This is a genomic window from Halorubrum depositum, assembly GCF_007671725.1.
GTDB lineage: Archaea > Halobacteriota > Halobacteria > Halobacteriales > Haloferacaceae > Halorubrum > Halorubrum depositum.
The window spans coordinates 225229-244475 of record NZ_VCNM01000001.1 but is presented as its reverse complement, the minus strand read 5'-3'; the positions used below and the strand labels follow the sequence as shown (position 1 = coordinate 244475).

Here is a 19247-nt window from a genome sequence, read left to right as displayed (position 1 = left end):
CCGCACGGACGCCTCAAGAGCGTTGCGTCCCCTCGCCGGCCTCGCTTTCGGTGTCGGTCCGATCCCCGTCGTCCGGCTCGGTCTCAGTGTCGCCCGCGGACGGTTCGGTCTCGGGAGCTTCTTCGGACGGTTCGACCCCCTCCCGTCCGGAGGCGGAGCCGGCCGTCGGCGTGACGCTCGACGGATCCGCCCGCTCCCCGCCGGCGTCGGCCTCGAACCGACGGAGGGCGTCGGGCCGACCGACCAGGTACACCAGGTCGCCGGCGCCGAAGGCGTACCCGCGCCGCGGGATCGGCTGTACCGACCCGTTCTCCGGTCGGACGGCGGCGACGACGACCTCGACGTCGCCGACGGTGCTCCCGGCGAGGGCGCTGCCGGCGCCGACCGTGATCGCCGCCATCGTCTCGTCGGCGTTCCGGAGCAGCGAGGCGAACTCCCGGTCGGCCTGCGGCTCGGACGGGAGCGTCACGATCCGGTAGGACTCCTCCTCCGTGAGCCCCTCCGCGTCGGACTCGTCGAGCGCGACGGTCGCCGCGTCGCCGGCGACGCCCCGGAGCTCGCCCGTGGCGATCCGCTTCGGTTCGGGGTCGGTCCGCCAGAGCTGGACCGCGTCGCCGGCGGTCGCGTTGTTCGGCGGGTCCGCGGCCACGGCGACCGCGGCCGACCCCGGCGCGAGCGTCGGGCCGAGCCCCGCCGCGCGCGAGCCGACCGCGAAGTACTCGATCTCGCCGTCGTCCGTGACGTCGACGTCGACGTACCCGACGCCGTGGTCGCTTTTCACCCGCTCGACGAGCCGTTCGCGGAGCTCCTCGCCGGAGAGCTTCCGCGCGAACAGCAGGGTCTTCTCGGCCATCTCGGCCTTCTTCTCGGGCGACACCGGGTCGTAGGTGTCCATGTCCTTGATCTCCTCGGCCGACGGGAGCGTGACGGCAGTGAACCGCCCGACCGCTCGGACGATGCCGCTCAGCTCGCCCTCGAGCTGCCTGGCCCCCGAGAGCGCGAACACGTCGACCGCGAGCCGATCGCCGACGTACCGCCCGCCCGGAGCGAACACCGCCGCGACGCCGAGCGAGACGACGTTGAAGAAGACGCTCTCCGGTTCGAGCAGCGACGGGCTCTCGCCGGCGGCGATCGCGCCGAGCGAGGTCGTGTTGAGGTATAACGCGACGACGGAGACGCCGAGCAGGACGGTGACCCCCTCGGGGATCTCGTCGCGGAAGTACCACCGGTACGTCAGCGCCGCCGCGCCGGCGACGAGTATCGAGAGGACCGCGAACGTGACGAGCGTGACCGCCGCCTGCCGCGGCCGCGCGAAGCCGACATCGACGGGGGGCGCGACGGCGACTGCGGACGCGATCATCGCGCGACCTCCGCGAACCGGTTGAGGGCGTCGCGGCTCCCCACGACGAACAGCTCGTCCTCGGCGGAGAGGGGCTGCGAGCCGCTCGGCGCGATCGTCCACGAGTCGTGACGCGCCGCGAGGACGGCGACGTCGTACGCCTCGCGGACGCCCACCTCGCCGATCGTGTGGCCGTCGAGGGGGCCGCCGGGGACGACGGACACCTTGCGGAACCGCTTCCCCGCGCGACGCAGCAGCGTCGTGAGCTCGTACTCCCGGCGCGTGCCGCGGGAGAGGACGAGGACGCGCCCCCGACCCGCGCGCAGCAGCGCGCTCGCCTCCGACCGGTCGACTGCGACCGTCACCCGTCCCTCCCCCCCGGTCGTCGTCGGAGCGCTCGCGGCCGGCGGGGCCGCGGGCGCCTCGCCGCCGTCGGTTCGAGGGTCGCCGTCCCCTCGCGGCTCGGCGTCGGTCCGTTCGGTCCCGAGCGGATCGCCTCCCGCTTCCCCCGGGTCGGTCGCCGACTTCGACGCGCCCGGCTCCGGCTTCCCGCTCGTCCTGGCGGCCAGCACGGTCCCGTCCACGCTGAGGTCGGACGCGAGCACGCGCACGACGTCGCCGCGAGCGATACCCGTCGGGACGAGCGCCGGAACCGACACCGCGCGCTTCCCCTGCGGGACCCGCTTCGACAGCGCGCCGGTCGGCGGCGCCGCGGCCACCGTCGCGTTGGCGCGCTCGTCGATCCGCACGGCGACGTCGGCCAGGTCGAGCTCGGTCCGGAGCCGCTCCGCGAACCGGTCCTCCAGCTCGACGAGCGGGAGGTCGGCCGGGAACGTCCACTCGCCGTCGACGATCGCGCGGCGGGTCTCGGCCGGCAGCGGCGGGTACCCCTCCATGTCGTTCACCTCGCCGGCGACGTCGACGGTGACTCGCCCCCGACCGCCGACGAGCTCGACGACGTCCGTCGAGAGGGTCCGGTCGCGGAGCTGCTGGAGCGAGAGCCGCTTGGGGACGGTGGCGCCGAGCTTGTCCCCCTGGGCGTGCGCGTACAGCGAGATCATCAGAATGACGACGATGGCCGTGAGGATCGCCGGCGCGCGCTCCGACGAGCGGATCGTCTCGTCGTTGAGGGCGAGCAGGCCGCCGTTGATGCCGGCGATCGCGAGCGCGAGGACGACGACCCCGAGCCCGGGGATCGTCACCCCGGTGACGTACTTGAACACGAAACCGAGCACCCCAGAGACCAGCGCGGGCAGGATCCCCGTGATGATCCCGAGGTAGATCCCGAAGACGATCTCGACGGGCAGTGACATACGCCCCACACTCGGCGGTGCGCTTAAACCCCTGTCGGCGCGGGGACCGCGTCGCGGCCGCCCTCGACGCCGACACCGTTTCGCCCTCGCGGGGTTTAAGTTAAACCTCGGCGACGGGCCGGTATGGAGCTGACCCGCGACTGGGTGACCGTACGGGCGTCCATCGCCCTGACGTTCGCGGTCGCGGTCCTGTCGATCCTCGCGGGGCTTGCCCAGATCGGCGGGCTCGGCGTCGACGGGCCGCTCGCCCCGCTCGTCCCCGACGTCGTCCGTCAGACGGTCGGGTTCACCGGGACGATCACCGGCTTCGCGATGCTCGGGAGCGGCTTCGCGCTGAAGAACGGCTACCGGGTGGGCTGGCACTCCACGGCGATCCTGCTGCCGCTGACCGCGATTCAGGGACTGATGCAGGCGTCGGTGCTCTCGTTCCCGCTGGTGGCGCTGTCGGTCCTGTCGGTGCCCCCGCTCGTCTACAACCGCGGGCGGTTCGACCGGCGCTTCTCCCCGTCACCGACGCAGCTCGCGGCGGGCGCTGCGCTCGTGACAGCGGTCTCGTACGGGACGGTCGGCACGTACGCGCTCCGCGACCAGTTCAACGGGGTGGAGACGATCGTCGACGCCTTCTACTTCACCGTCGTCACCGCCTCCACGGTCGGCTACGGGGACGTGACGCCGCAGGCCGGCGCGTCCGCCGACATCGCCCAGCTGTTCGTGCTCTCCTCGCTCGTGATGAACGTCGCCGCGTTCGCGGTGGCGCTCGGGGTCCTCCTCACGCCCGCCATCGAGGCGCAGCTCTCCAAGGCGCTCGGAAAGATGACAGACAGACAGATAGACCTCCTCGACGACCACGTCCTCGTGCTCGGCTACGGGGACCTGACGGAACCGATACTCGAAGAACTCAGCGAGCGCGACGGTGTCGACTACGCCGTGGTGACGCCCGACGAGACGGCCGCCCGGCGGCTCGCCGACCGCGAGATTCCGGTGTACACCGCGGACCCCAGCGACGTTGAGCCGCTCGAACGGGTCAACCTCGACGGCGCCCGCGCGGTCGTCGTCGCCACCGAGGACGACGCGCGAGACGCGCTCGCCATCCTCACCGCCCGCCAGCTCAACCCCGACGTGCGGATCGTCGCGGCGGTGACCCAGCGGGAGAACGTGGACAAGCTCCGGCGCGCCGGCGCAGACCAAGTGATCTCGCCGTCGACGCTCGGCGGGCACATCCTCATCGACTGCGCGTTCGGCGCGGACAGCCGGGACGCGACAGAGGGGATCCTCGACGACGTCGACCTCGACGACTGACGGCGGGTCGCGGCGCCGGCGGGCCGTCGCGCGAGCGGACCGCCACACCGGCGGGTCGCGACGATTCGGATTCGATTCTCAGCGACTCTGCCGCCCCTTGGTCTGCCGGTAGTCCCGGTTCAACACGCTCTCGCGCATGTGCTCGCGGAAGGCGTCGGCCTCGGCGTCGGTCATCTCGGTCGGCTCCTTCATCGGCACCAGCTCGAAGCCGCGTCCGCGGATCGTCGTCGCGTGCTCGGCGTCGACGTCGAAGGAGTCCGGGCGCCGCGTCGTGTACTCGACCGCGAGCTCGCGGAGCGGTCGGTCCCCGACGGGGACGATTATCTGGGGGTTTATCATCCGGATCTCCGCGTTGAGGAACGGCTCGCAGGTGTCGACCTCGCGGTCGGTCGGCTCGCGCTCCGGGTGTCGGCAGCGCGTCAGGCTCGTGAAGAAGACGTTCTGGACGTCCGGCTCCGCTGCGTCAGGCGCGGACCGGACGAACCCGAGGTCGGCGAAGATCGACTGGACGCGTTCGCCGCTGCCGGACCCCGTGAACGGCACGCCGTTCGCCTCGGCGGCCGCGGTCGGCCCGGTTCCGACGACGAGGAACTCGGCGCCCACGTCGCCGTAGCCGTGGACGACGCGCTCCCGCGCGTCGCACAGCTCGGGGCAGTTCTCGCAGGCCGTGTCCATCCCGAACGGGTTCCGGAGCTCCTGTTGGTTCGCGTCCACGGGCGCACTGCGTCCCGCGAGCCCCTAAACGCTCCGCTGGGGCACGGGGCGTCGGTGAGAAGCGGCGATCGGGCCGGATCAGTTCAGTTCGTAGGTGTCGCCGTCGGAGTCCACCATCCCCTCCCGCTTGAGGGTCTTCAGGATGCTGTACAGCGAAATCTTCTTCATCCCGAGCGAGTCGCCCATCTCCGAGACGGTCGCGTCGCCGTTCGTCGTCAGGTACAGGTACACGAGCTTCGCGCGCGGCGACTGCAGCTCCGGCGGCAGGGCCGGCGCCGCGGTGTGTGTCTCTATCATCTTGTCCGAAGCGTCGAGTTCGACGATAATAAATCCCCTATTCAACGATCGTCGAAAACCACCGGAAAGGCCCTGAGTCGGCTTAGACCGCCCGAAAACGGGAACGCAGTGATCGCGGGACCGACGCGTAGTCGGCATCGGTGCCGAAACGCGCCGGTCGTTTCGACCGACGACGGATAGGAAATCGTGAACGATCCGGGACGATCGTGTCGATGCGGCCGAATCGGAGCGGTCGCGCCGAGGTGACCGCGACGGAGGGACGGTATCGAAGCGACCGCGTCGCGTCCGACGGTTCAGTACGACCGGCTCTTCGGCTCGTACGTCTTGTCCTCGCCCTCGAGGATCGTCGGCTTGTACCAGAGTTCGGGCTCGCCGTCGTTCCACGAGACGAGCGTGTGTTTGAGCCACTCCTCGTCCTTCCGCTCCTGGTGTTCCTTCCGCCAGTGAGCGCCGCGGAACTCCTTCCGCGCGAGCGCGCCCATCGTGAGCGCCTCGGCGATGTCGAGGATGTTCCGCGTCTCCATCGTGTGGATCAGGTCGGTGTTGAACGTCCGCGACGGGTCGGAGACGGCGACGTCCTTGTACGCCTCGCGCGCCTCGTGAAGGTCGCCGAGGGTCTCCTCGAGCCGGCCCTCCTCGCGGAACACGTTGACGTTGGCGGTCATCGTCTCCTGGACCTGCGAGCGGATCTCCGCGTGGTTGCGGCCCTTGCGCGCGAGGAGCTCCTCGACGTAGCCCTCGGCGCGCTCGACGGCGGTACCGAGCACGCTCTCGGCGTCGGACGCCACCGCGCCGCCGTCGGCCGCGGCGGGGCCCTGTCCGCCGGTCTCGCCGACCTCGACCTCGAACTCGTACTCCGCGGGCTCCCACTCGCCGTCCCTGCCGGTCGTGATCTCTGCCTCGCCCATGTCCTCGCCGGCGGCGTGGCGGCCGGCTCGCTTGCCGAAGACGATGAGCTCCGGGAGCGCGTTGCCGCCGAGGCGGTTCGCGCCGTGGACCGACGCGCAGGCGCACTCGCCGGCGGCGTACAGTCCACCGATGACGGTCTCGCCGAACTCGTTCGTCTCGATCCCGCCCATCGCGTAGTGCTGGCCGGGCTTGACCGGCATCGGCTCCGTGAGCCCGTCCGCGCCCTCGAAGTCCTCCGCGAGGTGGAGGATGTTCTCCAGCCGGTCGAGGATGCGCTCCTCGCCGAGGTGGCGCATGTCGAGGTGGACGTACTCGTCCTCGATGCCGCGGCCCTCGTTGACCTCGGTCAGCTCGGCGCGGGAGACGACGTCGCGGGAGGCGAGCTCGCCGTCGTTGTTCGCGTACCCGTGTTCGAACATGAAGCGCTCGCCCTCGCTGTTGTAGAGGATGCCGCCCTCGCCGCGGACGCCCTCGGAGATCAGGACGCCCGTCGACGGCAGGGTCGTCGGGTGGAACTGAATGAACTCCATGTCCTCCATCGGGACGCCCGCGCGGTACGCCATCGCGACGCCGTCGCCGGTGTTCGCGACCGCGTTGGTGGTGTGGTCGAACACCTGGCCCATCCCGCCCGTCGCGAGGATGACGCCGTCGTCGGCTCGGAAGCCGCTCACCTCGCCGCTCTGGATGTCGTAGGCGACGACGCCGTGGCAGGTGCGGTCGGCCGGGTCCTCCTCGTCGGTGACTGCCAGGTCCATCACGTGCCACTCGTCGTACACCGTGACGCCGCGTTTGACCACCTGCTCGTACATCGTATGGAGCATCTGGTGGCCGGTCTCGGCGCCGGCGTACGTCGTCCGGGGGAAGGAGAGCCCGCCGAACGGGCGCTGCGAGACGCGACCGTCCTCCTCGCGGGAGAACGGCATCCCCCAGTGTTCCAGTTGAATGACCTCCTCCGGGCTCTCCTTACAGAGGGCCTCGACCGCCGGCGCGTCGCCGAGGTAGTCCGACCCCTTCATGGTGTCGTACGCGTGGTCCTGCCAGGAGTCGGCGTCGCGCAGCGCCGCGTTGATTCCGCCTTCGGCCGCGCCCGTGTGCGAGCGGACCGGGTGGAGTTTCGAGACGATGGCCACGTCGGCCCCGGCTTCCTGTGCCGCGATCGCCGCCCGGAGTCCCGCCCCCCCGGCGCCGACAACGATGACGTCGTGTTCGTGCATTGTGATATGGTATTTCGTTGGTTCCGTAGTCCCTTGAGGGTGTCTCCCGCCGCTACCAGAACTTCAGGTTGCTCTTGACCGCTTCCCGCTTCAGCTCCTGGATGTGCTCGGTAAGGGGGATGTCCTTCGGGCACACCTCGGTACAGGAGAACTGGGTCTGACACCGCCAGACGCCGTGCTCCTGCTCGATGATCTCCAGCCGCTCCTGCTTGATGTCCTCGCCCTCGCGCTCGTCCATGGCGAACCGGTACGCCTTGTTGATCGCGGCGGGCCCGAGGTACTCGTTGTCGCCGGCGGCGATGTTACACGAGGACATGCAGGCGCCACACCAGATACAGCGCGTCGACATCTTCACCTTCTCGCGGTTCTCCCGCGTCTGGCGCTGCTCCTCCAGCTCGCCGTCGGGGTACTCGTTCGTCTGGAAGTACGGCTCGACGGCCTCCATCTGGTCGTAGAAGTGTTCCATGTCGACGACGAGGTCCTTCTCGACCTCGGCGTGCGGGAGCGGCTCGACGCGGATCGGCTCCTGCAGGTCGACGATCTGCGTCTTACACGCCAGCTTCTGGCCGCCGTTGACGAACATGGCGTCCGAGCCGCAGACGGCCTGCCGACAGGAGTGGCGGAACGTGAGCGAGGAGTCGTAGTTGTCCCGCGAGTACATCAGCGCGTCGAGGACGGTCATCCCCTTGGTGAACGGGACGTGGAACGTGTCGAACCGGGGCTCCTGTTTCCCCTCCACCTCGGGGTCGTACCGGAACACCTTCAGCTCGATCGTCTCCTCGTCGGCCGCCGCCTTCTCGGCCTCCTCGGCCTGCCGACGGGCGCGCTCCTCCGCGGCCCGGCGGCGCTTCTCAGTCCGCCGCTCGTCGCCCTTGGAGGGGGCTTCGGCCTCCGCTTCGGTCTCGCTCGATTCCTCGGTCTGCTTGGGTATCTGTGTGCTCATGGTCGGTTCAGTAGAGTCCGATTCCCGCCCACGCGTTCGCGGTGCGCACGCCCTGAACGATCAGGACCGCGCTCGCGGCGACGAGGGTCCACTTGATGACGGTGCGTTTGGTGCCGGTGAGCCCCTGGTTGACGAGGGCGTTGTACACCCCGTTGACCCCGTGGAACGTCGCGGTCACGAGGAAGAGGATCATCAGCGAGTAGTAGCTGATCTGCTCCATCCGCGCCGAGCTGGCGAGGAACGAGACCTCGTCCGCGTGGTGTACGAAGTGGAGCAGGAAGAAGTGGAAGGCTAACACGACGAGCAGGAACGCCGCCGTGATCCGCTGGAGCAGCCACATCCGGCCGCCCGACTTGAACGAGGAGTAGCGCTCCGCCATCTCAGAACGCCCCCGCGATGAACGTCGGCACCGACGCGACGGTGATCGCTCCGGTCAAGATCAGCGACGCGTAGAAGCTCTTGTCCTGTGCGTCCAGGCCGACGCCGAGGTCGACGAGGAGGAGTCGGGTGCCGTTGAGCATGTGGAAGACGGCCACCGCGAGCAGGCCGACCTCGAGGAGCCGCACTAAGAGCAGGCTCTCGAGGCTGACGATCGTCTGGGTGTACACGTCCTCTCCGGCCATGATCGCGGCCTCGCCCGCGCCCGCAGCCGGGATTCCGGTGCTCAACACGGCGATGTGGGTGAACAGGTAACCGATGAGCACCCATCCCGTGAACTTATGGAAGATCCAGGCCCACATCCCCGCCTCGAACTCCCGCCACCGACTGAAGTCCTCGATGAGGCCTCGATTGTACGACTGACTCATGTCTAACGGTTCCGCACTGGGGTCGTATAGTAGTTTCTAACACGGCGGGATCGACCCCGACGGACCCTCGCCGTATCGTGATGTGCTCACGAGTAGCACGGCGACCTCGTTCGCGGAAGCCTTTTATGTACTCCTCTCGCTCTTACGGACGCAATGGCGAAAGGGAAGGTTGACTTCTTCAACGACACCGGCGGCTACGGATTTATCGAGACTGACGACGCGGACGAGGACGTGTTCTTCCACATGGAGGACGTCGGCGGCCCGGACCTCGAGGAAGGTCAGGAAGTCGAGTTCGACATCGAGGAGGCGGACAAGGGTCCGCGCGCCACGAACGTCACCCGTCTGTAACCGCCGGCGACGTTTCAAGGTTGTATCGGCTTTTCGACCGTTCTACGCCCGTGAGCGACCGCCACGTTCGCGGACCGCGGGCATTTTGCGAGCGCGGTTCGGCGGTCCTCGAACGGGAGTCGATCGCGCCCCGGGAACCGGCCGTTCGGACCCCGACCGTTAGGGATTTATCAGTTGCTGACTGACCGGTCAGTCAATGAGCGACCAGCCGAGCGCGGCCGAGGAGATCATGGACGGGGTCTACCGCGCGCTCCGCGCCCACGGCTACGCCGACGTGACGATGCAGGACATCGCCGACGAGTGCTCGAAGAGCAAGTCGCTGCTCCACTACCACTACGACACGAAGGAGGACTTACTCGTCGCGTTCCTCGACTACGTCATCACCGACTCCGAGGCGCGGATCCGCGCCCACGCCGACGACCCCCCGGTCGAGCGGCTCGCGGGGTTCGTCGGCTGGTTCGTCTTCGAGGCCGACGCCGTCGACCGCGAGGCGTTCCACATCGCCCTCCTCGAACTCCGGACGCAGGGGCCGTTCAACGAGCGCATCCGCGAGCAGCTCGTCAGGAGCGACCGCCTGCTCCGCGGCACGGTCGCCGACATCCTCGAGTCGGGGATCGAAGCGGGAACGTTCCGCGAGGTCGACGTCGGGGAGACGGCGGCGCTCGTCGTCGCCACCCTCGACGGCGCGCGGACCCGACAGATCACGCTCACCGGCGGTGACGGCGACGACGCGGTCGACATCGACGACCTCCCCGAGCCGACGTACACCCGCCGAGTCGCCGAGGCGACCCTCCAGCGGATCGTCGAGCCGCTGCTCGCCGAGGACGTGGCGCTCCCCTCGCTGGAAGACGGTATCGCCGAGATGAACCGCGCGGACGAGGGGGAATGACCGCCGTCGCGGCGCGGTGCGGGCGGAACTCGCCGCGACGCGGGAGCGATTCGGCTTCCCCGCGGGGCCCCTGAGATGGGGTGGTTCGGCTTCGACCGCCCGCCGACCGTGCTGCTCGCGGTGATCGCCAGCACGTTCTTCGTCGGGTTCGGCGGCGGCGTCGTCTTCCCGATTCTCCCGAACCTCGGCGCCGTCCTCGGCATCTCGGCGTTCATGGTCGGCGTCATCCTCTCGGCGAACCGCTGGGTGCGGCTCGTCGCGAACGCGCCGGCCGGGGCCCTCGTCGACAGGTACGGGACGCGCAAGCCGTTCGTGTACGGGCTCTTAGTCGAGGGGATCGCCACCTTAGGGTACGTCGTCGCGCTCGCGATGCCGCCGGCCGAGTCGCTCCGTCCGCTCGCGGCGTCGCTGCCGCGGGTCGCGGTCGGCTCCGTCGCGATCGGTCCGGAGTGGTGGTTCACGCCGCTGTCGGTCGTCGTTGCGCCCGAGACGTGGTTCCTCCTCGCACGGGTCCTCTGGGGATTCGGCTCCGCCGCGGTGTTCGCGACCGCGTACACCATCGCCGCCGACCTCTCCGACAGCGGGTCGCGCGGGACGAACATGGGCGTCGTCCGCGGCGGCATCACGATGGGGTTCCCGGCCGGACTCGTGCTCGGCGGGATCGTCTCGTCGCTGGCCGGCAACGCCGCCGCCTTCGTCGTCGCCGCCGCGTTCGCGCTCACCGCCAGCGTCGTCGCCCACCGGTACGTCCCGGAGACGCACGTCACGGGCGACCGCTCGGGGGACTCGATCAAGCCGTGGGACGTCGACACCGCGGTCCCGGCGCTCACGGTCGGGCTGGTCAACTTCGGGCTCCTGTTCGCGTACATCGGCGCGCTGTTCTCCACGCTCGTGCTGTTCCTCGGCGAGAACGACATCTCGCTGTTCGGGCTCGCCCCGCAGGGGACCTCCGGGCTGTTCATGGCCGGCACCGTCCTCTCCGCCGCCTTCTTCATGCTCGTCGGCGGTCGGATATCGGACACCCGGGAGTCGCGCACGCCGATCCTGTTGACCTTCCTCGTCGTCTCGTGCGTCGGGTTCCTGCTGCTCGCCCGGTCGGGGTCCGTCGTCGACCTCGCGCTCGCCTGCGTCTTCATCGGCGCCGGACAGGGCGGCACGAGCGGCCCGATGATGGCGCTGCTGGCCGACCTCACCCCCGACGAGCGGATGGGGCGGGCCTCCGGGACGAACAACGTGTTCGGGGACATCGGCGGCGGGCTCGGGCCGATGGTGTCGCTGCCGCTGATCGAGACGGTCGGCTTCGCGCCGATCTACGCCGCGTGCGCGGTCATGCCGCTCGCCGCGGGCGTGGCGCTGCTCGTCGGCGTCCGCCGCGAGACCGGGACGTTCCTCCCGGGGCGCACCGCCGACGACGCGATCGGCGCGGAGTCGTAGCCGACCGCGACTCCCGAGCGGGAGCGCATGCGACCGCGATCGCGACGGTCGCACGCCGGCGGGGGAGAGAAACCGATCGTTCGGTCGCCGACGTGTTTTTATACGTCCGGTGAGGCGGATACGCCAACACGATGCCACGCGAACAGTACCAGTCGAAGCTGGAGGGGCTCCGCGACGACGTGCTCTACATGAGCGAACTCGTCGCGGAGCGGCTCCGGATGGGACTCGACGCCCTGGAGACCCAGGACGCCGAGCTGGGCGAAGAGGTCATCACCGGCGACGCCGAGATCAACGACCTGTACCTCGAACTGGAGGGACAGTGCACCGATCTCATCGCGCTCCAGCAGCCGGTGGCGGGCGACCTGCGGTTCATCGCGGCCTCGTTCAAGATCATCACCGACCTCGAGCGGATCGCGGACCTGGCGACGAACCTCGGCGGGTACGCGAAGCGGGCGGACCGCGAGGTGTTCCCCGACGTCGACGTCCAGCGCATCGGCGACGACACGCTGGCGATGCTGGACGAGGCGATGGACGCGTACGCGGAGTCGGACCCGGAGCTGTGTTACGCCGTCGCCGAGGCGGACGAGGAACTCGACGCCGCCTGCGAGGCCGCGAGCGAACTCGTCGTCCGCGACCTCATCGAGCGCGACGAGCTCCGTGAGGAGGCGGACGTGGAGGGGACGATGCGGAACGTCTCGCGGCTCCTCCTCACGATCCGCGACCTGGAACGCGTCGGCGACCACGCCGTCAACATCGCCGCCCGGTCGCTGTACATGATCGAGAACGACGACGAGCTGCTGTACTGACGACGGCTCCCCCCGTTTTCATCGACCGACGCCGGACGCGGCCGCCGACCGATCCCGACGCCTACATACCGCCTCCCGCGGACGACCCGACATGAGCACCTACGCGACCGAGATCGACGTCCGCTTCCGAGACATCGACGCGATGGGCCACGTCAACAACGCCGTCTACGCGACGTACGTCGAACAGGCCCGGACGGAGTACTTCCGCGACGTCCTCGACGCCGACCTCTCGCGGGTGTCGACGGTGTTGGCGTCGCTCTCGCTGGACTTCCGCCGGCCGGTCGAGCTGACGGACGGGACCGTCGCGGTCGAGCTCGACGTCGCCGAGATCGGTCGCTCGAGCGTGACCATGACGCACGAGCTGCGGGTCGACGGCGCGGTCGTCGCCGAGGGCCAGGCGACGCTCGTCAGCCTCGACCCCGACTCCGGCGAACCCGCGCCGGTCCCGCCGGCGTTCCGCGAGGGGATGGCGTCGTACCACGAGCTGTAGGTCGCCGAGGCCGTACCTTCTTGCCGCCGCGCGCCGATCGAACGGGTATGGCGATCCGACTCTACGCGCTCGACGGCTGTCCGTGGTGCGAGAAGGTGTCCGACGCGCTCGACGACGCCGGAATCGAGTACGAGACCGAGTGGGTCGACGCGCTCCACTCCGACCGCGACGACGTGAAGCGTGTCAGCGGCCAGCGCGGCGTCCCGGTCCTGATCGACGAGGACCGCGGCGTGACGATGGCCGAGAGCGCGAACATCGTAGAGTACGTCGACCGGACCCTCGCATGACCATCTACACCGGACGCGGCGACCAGGGCGACACCGACCTCCGCGACATGAGCCGCGTGTCGAAGTCCAGCCCGCGGATCGAGGCGTACGGGACCGTCGACGAGGCGAACGCGCTGATCGGGACCGTGCGCCCGACCGGGCACGACGACCTCGACGACCTGCTGGAGACGGTCCAGAACCACCTCCACGTGGTGCAGGCGGACCTCGCGAACCCGGACCCGGATCCCGACGATCCGCAGGTCGAGTCCGAGCTGGTCGAGCGTCTCGAAGACCGGATCGACGCCTTCGACGAGGAGCTGGAGCCGCTGACGTCGTTCGTCCTCCCCGGCGGCGGCGAGTCGGGCGCGCGCCTCCACCACGCCCGGACCGTGACGCGCCGCGCCGAGCGCCGGGTCGTCGAGCTCGCGCGCTCCGAGCCGATCAACGAGACGGTGGTCTCGTACCTCAACCGCCTCTCCGACCTGCTGTTCACGCTCGGCCGGGTCGCGAACGCGCGCGACGGCGAGCCCGAGGAGTCGCCCTCGTACTGACGGGTCCACGGGCGGTCCTCCGCCGCGTCGACGACGAGACGGACCGGCGAGCAGCGGCGATCGAGTGTCGGCGCACAATCCTGTCGCCTCCCCGCGGCCACAAAGAATATATCCGTCGCCATCCAAAGGACAGATATGAGCAAGCACTTCGAAGACGCACGGTACTACCTCGGTCGAGCGGCGGAGCACGCGAAGGCGGGCGTGAAAGAGGAGATCGAGCCCGTCGAGGCCCGCGTGAAGGAGCTCGTCGGCACCGAGGAGGAGCCGGAGCCCTCGCGGCTGGACCGGCTCCAGGACGACCTGAAGAAGCTGGAGGAGCGCGCGGAGGGCGAGGTGCGCGAGGCCGTCGCCTCGGCCCGAGCGCGCGTGAAGGAGTACCGCGGCCACGACGCCGCCGAGGAGTAACGCCTCAACTCTCTCCGTTCTCCGCGGTCGCCATCGCCCCAGCGAGGCGCTCGTCCGCCGGTCGCACGGCGTACTCGACCCCCTCCCGCTCGAACAGCGCACGGGTGCGCTCGACCCCCTTCTCGGCGTCGACGTCGTTCGCCCGGTAGTGGCGGATCGGGTGGCGGATCCACGACGGCTCCCAGTGGGCGTACACGTCGGTCGTCGAGCGGTCGGGACCGACGAACAGCGCGAGGTGGAGCTGGTCGTCGCTCGCGAGCGCGCCGTCGGGATAGCGCACCCAGCTGGCGACCGACGTCTCCGGCGGGGCCGCGTAGTCGCGGAACTTCAGCGAGGAGACGAGGTTGCGGACGAAGCCGAGCCGGTGGAGCCGCGCCTCGACGAGCGGGTACGGCTCGCGGAGCGTGAGCGCGTACTGGTCGCGGGGCGTCTCCCGTTCCGCGTACAGCCCGAACGCCGACAGCGGGAGGTGCAGCAGGCTCGCGACGCCTTGGCGCACGCGTTCGAGGAATCGGAGCTCGTGGGTCATGGGCGGATCGTGGGGCGCTCGGGGAATGAATCCTCGCGACAAAGTAACCCTTAAGTCCGGAGGTCGGATACCTCGACACGAGCGGGCTGGTGGTCTAGCCAGGTTATGACGGCTCCTTCACACGGAGCAGGTCGGCGGTTCGAATCCGCCCCAGCCCATTTCTGTCGACGCCGCAACCGCGAGCGACAGCGAGCGGTCCACGTCGACGAGATGGTGCCGCGGATTCGAAGCAGGGAGCGAAGTGAGCGACAGCGAACGGAGCGACCGAGGTTCGAATCCGCCCCGACCCATCAGGTTTCTTGTTGCGTCTGAAGGAGCGTTGAGCGACGGCTCGGTGTCGACGCGGCTGACGCGCCCAATCCGCCTCCGAATCCAGCAGCCGCCGCCGGGTCTCTCGACCTTTTATACCCGTACCCGCTACACCGCCCACCGCGATTCATGGCCCTCGGAGATTCGGTGCGGCTCCTGCGCGACGCGGAGTTCGGATCGCTGGCCGGCACCGCCTTCGCGCGCAGTCAGGCGTACTCGACGATCCTCATCGCGCTGGCGCTGTACGCGGACCTGTTCGGGACCACCGGGTTCGTCGAGGGGCTGTTCGGAGCCTCCTTCGCTCTCGTCCAGTTGGTCGTCGTGCTCCCGCTGGGCCGCGCGGTCGACACGGGGAACGCGAAGCGGTATCTGCTCGCCGGCTTCCTGCTAAACGTCGCCGTCTTCGTCGGCTTCGTCTTCGTGAACAGTCCGGTCCACGTGATCCTGGTCCGGATGGCGCAGGGGCTCGGGGCGAGCCTGCTGTGGATCACGGGCGCGACGGTCATCGGCGAGATCAGCCCCGACGACGACCAGGGGCTCTGGCTCGGCTCGTACAACCAGTTCGCCTCGGTCTCGTCGCTCGCGGGCGACCTCTTCGGCGGCTACCTCCTGTACGCCTACGGGTTCACCGAGGCGTACGCGGTCCTCTCGCTCATCACGCTCGGGGCGTTCCTGCTGGTGTGGCGCTTCCTCCGCGACGATCCCGGCGGACAGAAGAGCCCTGAGGAGTCGGGCGGGATCGAGACGTTCCGGTCGCTGCTCGCGCTCCCGATGCTCCGATCGCTGGTCGTGTTCCGGTTCACGTTCAGCGTCGGCAAGATGGCCGTGATCATCTTCCTCCCCATCTACGCGCGGACCTCGTTCGGGATCTCGGCGTTCGCCATCGGCTGGATCATGGCCGGCGGGAAGGCGACGAAGGCGGTCACGCAGGGGTTCGTCGGCGGGCTCACCGACCGGTACGGCCGCCGCCACGGGTTCGTCGCGCTGGGCGCCCTCCTGTACGGCGTCGGCACCGCGGCCGTCCCGCTGGCGGCGTACTTCGAGGGGACGGTGTCGCCGGTGACCGTGTCGTACCTCGACGACTCGCAGACGCTCGGCGGCGCCTTCTTCGCGCTGTTCGGCGCGTACTCGCTGCTCGGCGTCGCCGACTCGATCCGGCTGCCGGCGAGCATGTCGCTGTTCGTCGACAAGGGCGAGCGCCGCGAGTCGGTCGCGAGCGCCATGTCGCTGCGCTCCATCTCCTGGAAGGTCGGGCAGGTCCTCGGCCCGGTCATCGTCGGGACGACGATGGACTTCACGTCGACGGAGACCGGGTTCCTGCTCGCGGCCGCGTTCATCGGCTTCGCCACGACGCTGTTCGTCGTCCAGTCGCGTCGCGCGGCCGCAACCGGGGACCCGGCGAACCGGATCGCCGACTGAGACGCGGTCGCGGCGCCGGCCTCGCCGGTCACGTGCGGCGCCCCGTCGCTCACAGGCGCCGCGTGCCTTTAGGTCGCCTCGGCGGCAACGGACTCACCGATGTCGCCGTATGCGACCCACATCGACGGACTCGTGCACGAACCGACACAGACCGAGGGGAGCGGCGTCGACCTGACCGTCGCCGAGGTCTACGAGATCACCGGACCGGGACGCGTCGACTTCGGCGGCGGCGAGCTCGAGGCCGCCGCGACCGAGCCGCGCGAGCGCGAGAAGCGCGACCCCGACGACGAGTACGAGTGGTGGTCGCTCGACGCGGGCACGTACCTCGTCGAGCACAACGAGTCGTTCGCCGGCGACGACCTGCGGTTCACGGTCCAGACGCGGGACGCGCTGCTGGAGCGGGGCGCGTTCCATCCCACGCTCCGCGTCGCAGAACTGCCGCGTGTCCCGCTGTCCGTCGGCGACGCCGGGATCCGGATCAAGGAGAACGCCCGGATCTCGACGGTGGTCGACGCCGACCCGGCGTGAGTCGTCCGTGCTGCAGTCGGCGGGCCGACGCGCCTCGCGTCGCCGTCAGACCTTAGCCCGCCGCGCCCCGGGTGACTGTCATGAACTCGCACGCCGGGTTCCACTCGCTCCGCGAGGAGACGGCCGCGTCGATACCGATGCGCGGCGACCTGCCGCCATGGCTCCGGGGGAGCCTGATCCGAAACGGTCCCGGAACGTTCTCGTTCCCGGACGGGAGCGAGGTGGACCACTGGTTCGACGGGTTGGCGATGGTGTACCGCTTCACCTTCGATCCAGAGGACACCGCCGATTCGGTGACCGGGGATGACGGCGACGGCGACACCGACGCTGTCCACTACCGCAACCGCTTCCTCCGGACGGACGCGTACGAGGCGGCGACGAGCGGCGAGTTCGAGGGCGGCTTCGCCACCGGCGAGACGACGCTCCGCTCGCGGCTGGCGACGTTCCTCGCCGAGCCGTACGACAACGCGAACATCGTCGCCGAGCGGGTCGGCGACGCGTACGTCGCGCTGACCGAGTCGCCGCGGGGCGTCCGGTTCGACCCGGACACGCTCGAAACGACGGGGTACGCCGACCGCGACGGCGACGCGCCGAGCGGCCAGCTCTCGTGTGCCCACTTCAAGCGCGACCCGGCGACCGGCGCGCTCGTCACCGTCGACACCGAGTTCGGACGGACGAGCCGGTACCACGTCACCGCGTGGACCGCCGACGGGGACCGGCGCCACGTCGGTAGCGTCGAGACCGATCGCCCGGCGTACATGCACAGCTTCGCGCTCACGCCCCGGTACGTCGTGTTGACGGAGTTCCCGCTCCGGCTCGACCCGCGCCGGTTCCTGAAGCCGGGGCGACAACCTCCGTTCATCGAGCAGTTCGAGTGGGAGCCCGAGCGCGGGACCCGGATCGTCGTGATCGACCGGACGACGGGAGACGTCGTCGCGGAGCCGGTCGCGGACCCGACCTTCGGCTTCCACCACGTCAACGCCTTCGAGCGCGACGGCGGGGGCGAGGTCGTCTTCGACCTGGAGACGGTCCCGGACGCGACCGCGATCGACTCGCTGTACCTGGAGAACGTCCGCGCCGGCGAGATGGGCGCCATCGCCGGTCGGATCGAGCGATTCACGGTCGACCTCGGGACGGCGACCGGGACGGGCCGGTACGGCAGCGGCGCGGGCGAGGGAGACCGTGACGACGCGACGGTCTCCCGCGAGACGCTGTACGACGCCGGTAGCGCGCTGCCGACCGCGTCGCCCGCGCGGTGGTGTCGCGAGCATCGGTACGTGTACGCGATGGGCATGGACACGCCGGTCACCGAGTGGGCGCGTCGGGTCCTGAAGCTGGACGTCGAGACGGGGACAGTGGAGACGTTCGACGCGGGAGGCGACTACTTCGGCGAGCCGATATTCGTGCCGGCGCCCGACGGCGAGCGCGAGGACGACGGGGTCGTGCTGACGGTCGCGCTCGACGTCGACGCCGACCGGTCGCGCCTGCTCGTCCTCGACGGCGAGACGTTCACGGAGCGCGCCCGGGCGACGCTGTCGCACGCGGTCCCCTTCGACTTCCACGGCCGGTACTTCCCGGAGCTCCGGGCGGCGCCGGGCGGGTGAGGTCGGACCGCGGCGACGCCCGCTGCCGGAGCGACCACCGTTTTCACCCGGCAGCCCGTAGCGCGCGTATGACTCGCACGGCAGTCGTCGCCGGGGTCGGCCCCGGGCTCGGGGAGTCGCTCGCGCGGAAGTTCGCTGCGGAGGGCTGTCGGGTGGCCTTGTTCGCCCGCTCGACGGAGTACATCGAGGGGCTCGCGGCCGACCTCCCGGACCCGGGAGAGGGGCTCGCGGTCACCACGGACCTGACGGACGTGGAGGCGATCCGAGACGGCTTCGAGGCGGTGCGCGAGGCGTTCGGACCGGTGGACGTCCTCGTCAACCACGCGAGCGCCGCGTCGTGGACCGGGCTCATGGACACGAGCGTCGAGGCGTTCGAGGAGGCGTGGGCGGTCAACGGCCGCGGCGCGTTCGTCTGCTCGCAGGAGGCCGTCGACGACATGCTCGCGGCCGGGGGCGGCACGGTGATCTTCACCGGCGCGACCTCGGCGGTCCGGAGCCGCGGCGGCGCGATCGGGTTCACGGCCGCGAAGTTCGCCGCCCGGGGGATGGCGATGGACGTCGCACAGGAGTTCGGCGGCGAGGGCGTTCACGTCGCGCACGTCGTCATCGACGGCCAGATCGACTCGCCCGGTGCCCGCGAGCGCGATCCGGACCGCGAGGCGGAGACGTTCCTCGACCCCGACGAGCTGGCCGAGACGTACTGGCATCTGGTCGAGCGGGACGACGTCGGCACGCAGCCGTTCGAGGTCCACGTCACGAACGGCCCGAACCCCTCGGAGTTCATTTAAAAGGCGGATCGCTCCGGGACGGCTCCGCCTCCGCGGCCGAGTCGACC

General features: G+C 70.0%; 22 protein-coding genes and 1 tRNA gene. 14 read left to right on the top strand and 9 right to left on the bottom strand.

What is annotated here, in order from left to right; translation table 11 throughout:
• Positions 1-13 precede the first annotated feature (13 nt).
• A complete protein-coding gene (locus FGM06_RS01325; protein WP_144798494.1) occupies positions 14-1357 on the bottom strand; it encodes a cation:proton antiporter regulatory subunit in 1344 nt (447 codons plus the stop codon).
• Positions 1357-2652 carry a potassium channel family protein gene (locus FGM06_RS01320; RefSeq protein ID WP_144796706.1) on the bottom strand — a complete coding sequence of 432 codons (1296 nt, stop codon included), beginning with the start codon at positions 2650-2652 and terminating at the stop codon, positions 1357-1359. Before FGM06_RS01320 ends, FGM06_RS01325 begins: the two co-directional genes overlap by 1 nt.
• Positions 2653-2775: 123 nt before the next feature.
• Between FGM06_RS01320 and FGM06_RS01315 the strand changes: the two genes are divergently transcribed.
• Positions 2776-3951 (top strand): NAD-binding protein, encoded by a 1176-nt coding sequence (locus tag FGM06_RS01315; RefSeq protein WP_144796704.1) that lies wholly within the window; start codon positions 2776-2778, stop codon positions 3949-3951.
• A gap of 78 nt (positions 3952-4029) precedes the next feature.
• On the opposite strand, the gene FGM06_RS01310 is transcribed toward FGM06_RS01315, so the two are convergent.
• The 6 genes from FGM06_RS01310 to sdhC form a co-directional block, all read right to left on the bottom strand.
• Positions 4030-4665, bottom strand: coding sequence for a uracil-DNA glycosylase (locus FGM06_RS01310; RefSeq protein ID WP_144796702.1), 636 nt, complete (start codon positions 4663-4665; stop codon positions 4030-4032).
• A 78-nt stretch (positions 4666-4743) separates the two neighbouring features.
• Positions 4744-4962 carry a helix-turn-helix domain-containing protein gene (locus tag FGM06_RS01305; RefSeq protein WP_144796700.1) on the bottom strand — a complete coding sequence of 73 codons (219 nt, stop codon included), beginning with the start codon at positions 4960-4962 and terminating at the stop codon, positions 4744-4746.
• A gap of 293 nt (positions 4963-5255) precedes the next feature.
• Positions 5256-7085 (bottom strand): FAD-binding protein, encoded by a 1830-nt coding sequence (locus tag FGM06_RS01300; protein WP_144796698.1) that lies wholly within the window; start codon positions 7083-7085, stop codon positions 5256-5258.
• Positions 7086-7137: 52 nt separating this feature from the next.
• Positions 7138-8028: a succinate dehydrogenase/fumarate reductase iron-sulfur subunit gene (locus FGM06_RS01295; protein ID WP_144796696.1), complete on the bottom strand. Its 891-nt coding sequence runs from the start codon at positions 8026-8028 to the stop codon at positions 7138-7140.
• Between the two features lie 7 nt (positions 8029-8035).
• Entirely contained in the window at positions 8036-8407 is a 372-nt protein-coding gene (locus tag FGM06_RS01290) for a succinate dehydrogenase (protein ID WP_144796694.1), read from the bottom strand.
• 1 nt (position 8408) lies between these two features.
• Positions 8409-8834: a succinate dehydrogenase, cytochrome b556 subunit gene (gene sdhC, locus FGM06_RS01285; RefSeq protein ID WP_144796692.1), complete on the bottom strand. Its 426-nt coding sequence runs from the start codon at positions 8832-8834 to the stop codon at positions 8409-8411.
• A gap of 153 nt (positions 8835-8987) precedes the next feature.
• Here sdhC and FGM06_RS01280 point away from each other — a divergent pair, with 153 nt between their 5' ends.
• From FGM06_RS01280 to FGM06_RS01245, 8 genes are all read left to right on the top strand, one after another.
• Positions 8988-9182, top strand: a complete 195-nt coding sequence (locus FGM06_RS01280) for a cold-shock protein (RefSeq protein ID WP_092566404.1) — start codon at positions 8988-8990, stop codon at positions 9180-9182.
• Positions 9183-9378: 196 nt separating this feature from the next.
• Positions 9379-10071 (top strand): TetR/AcrR family transcriptional regulator, encoded by a 693-nt coding sequence (locus tag FGM06_RS01275; RefSeq protein WP_144796690.1) that lies wholly within the window; start codon positions 9379-9381, stop codon positions 10069-10071.
• Between the two features lie 75 nt (positions 10072-10146).
• Positions 10147-11505 (top strand): MFS transporter, encoded by a 1359-nt coding sequence (locus FGM06_RS01270; protein ID WP_144796688.1) that lies wholly within the window; start codon positions 10147-10149, stop codon positions 11503-11505.
• 131 nt (positions 11506-11636) lie between these two features.
• Positions 11637-12311 carry a phosphate signaling complex protein PhoU gene (phoU, locus tag FGM06_RS01265; protein ID WP_144796685.1) on the top strand — a complete coding sequence of 225 codons (675 nt, stop codon included), beginning with the start codon at positions 11637-11639 and terminating at the stop codon, positions 12309-12311.
• Between the two features lie 91 nt (positions 12312-12402).
• A complete protein-coding gene (locus tag FGM06_RS01260) occupies positions 12403-12801 on the top strand; it encodes a thioesterase family protein (RefSeq protein ID WP_144796683.1) in 399 nt (132 codons plus the stop codon).
• 47 nt (positions 12802-12848) lie between these two features.
• Positions 12849-13088 (top strand): glutaredoxin family protein, encoded by a 240-nt coding sequence (locus FGM06_RS01255; protein ID WP_144796681.1) that lies wholly within the window; start codon positions 12849-12851, stop codon positions 13086-13088.
• On the top strand, positions 13085-13618 hold the full coding sequence (locus FGM06_RS01250) for a cob(I)yrinic acid a,c-diamide adenosyltransferase (protein WP_144796679.1): 534 nt from the start codon (positions 13085-13087) through the stop codon (positions 13616-13618). The genes FGM06_RS01255 and FGM06_RS01250 overlap by 4 nt, the downstream gene beginning before the upstream one ends.
• A gap of 135 nt (positions 13619-13753) precedes the next feature.
• Positions 13754-14023, top strand: coding sequence for a DUF7553 family protein (locus tag FGM06_RS01245; protein ID WP_144796677.1), 270 nt, complete (start codon positions 13754-13756; stop codon positions 14021-14023).
• Between the two features lie 4 nt (positions 14024-14027).
• Here the strand turns inward: FGM06_RS01245 and FGM06_RS01240 are convergent, their stop codons facing one another.
• On the bottom strand, positions 14028-14552 hold the full coding sequence (locus FGM06_RS01240) for a hypothetical protein (protein ID WP_144796675.1): 525 nt from the start codon (positions 14550-14552) through the stop codon (positions 14028-14030).
• An 83-nt stretch (positions 14553-14635) separates the two neighbouring features.
• Between FGM06_RS01240 and FGM06_RS01235 the strand changes: the two genes are divergently transcribed.
• From FGM06_RS01235 to FGM06_RS01215, 5 genes are all read left to right on the top strand, one after another.
• Positions 14636-14710, top strand: a tRNA-Val gene (locus tag FGM06_RS01235).
• A gap of 280 nt (positions 14711-14990) precedes the next feature.
• Positions 14991-16280, top strand: a complete 1290-nt coding sequence (locus tag FGM06_RS01230) for an MFS transporter (RefSeq protein WP_144796673.1) — start codon at positions 14991-14993, stop codon at positions 16278-16280.
• Between the two features lie 99 nt (positions 16281-16379).
• Positions 16380-16808 (top strand): dCTP deaminase/dUTPase family protein, encoded by a 429-nt coding sequence (locus FGM06_RS01225; protein ID WP_144796671.1) that lies wholly within the window; start codon positions 16380-16382, stop codon positions 16806-16808.
• An 80-nt stretch (positions 16809-16888) separates the two neighbouring features.
• Positions 16889-18412, top strand: coding sequence for a carotenoid oxygenase family protein (locus tag FGM06_RS01220; RefSeq protein ID WP_144796669.1), 1524 nt, complete (start codon positions 16889-16891; stop codon positions 18410-18412).
• Between the two features lie 68 nt (positions 18413-18480).
• Entirely contained in the window at positions 18481-19200 is a 720-nt protein-coding gene (locus tag FGM06_RS01215; protein ID WP_144796666.1) for an SDR family NAD(P)-dependent oxidoreductase, read from the top strand.
• Positions 19201-19247 lie beyond the last annotated feature (47 nt).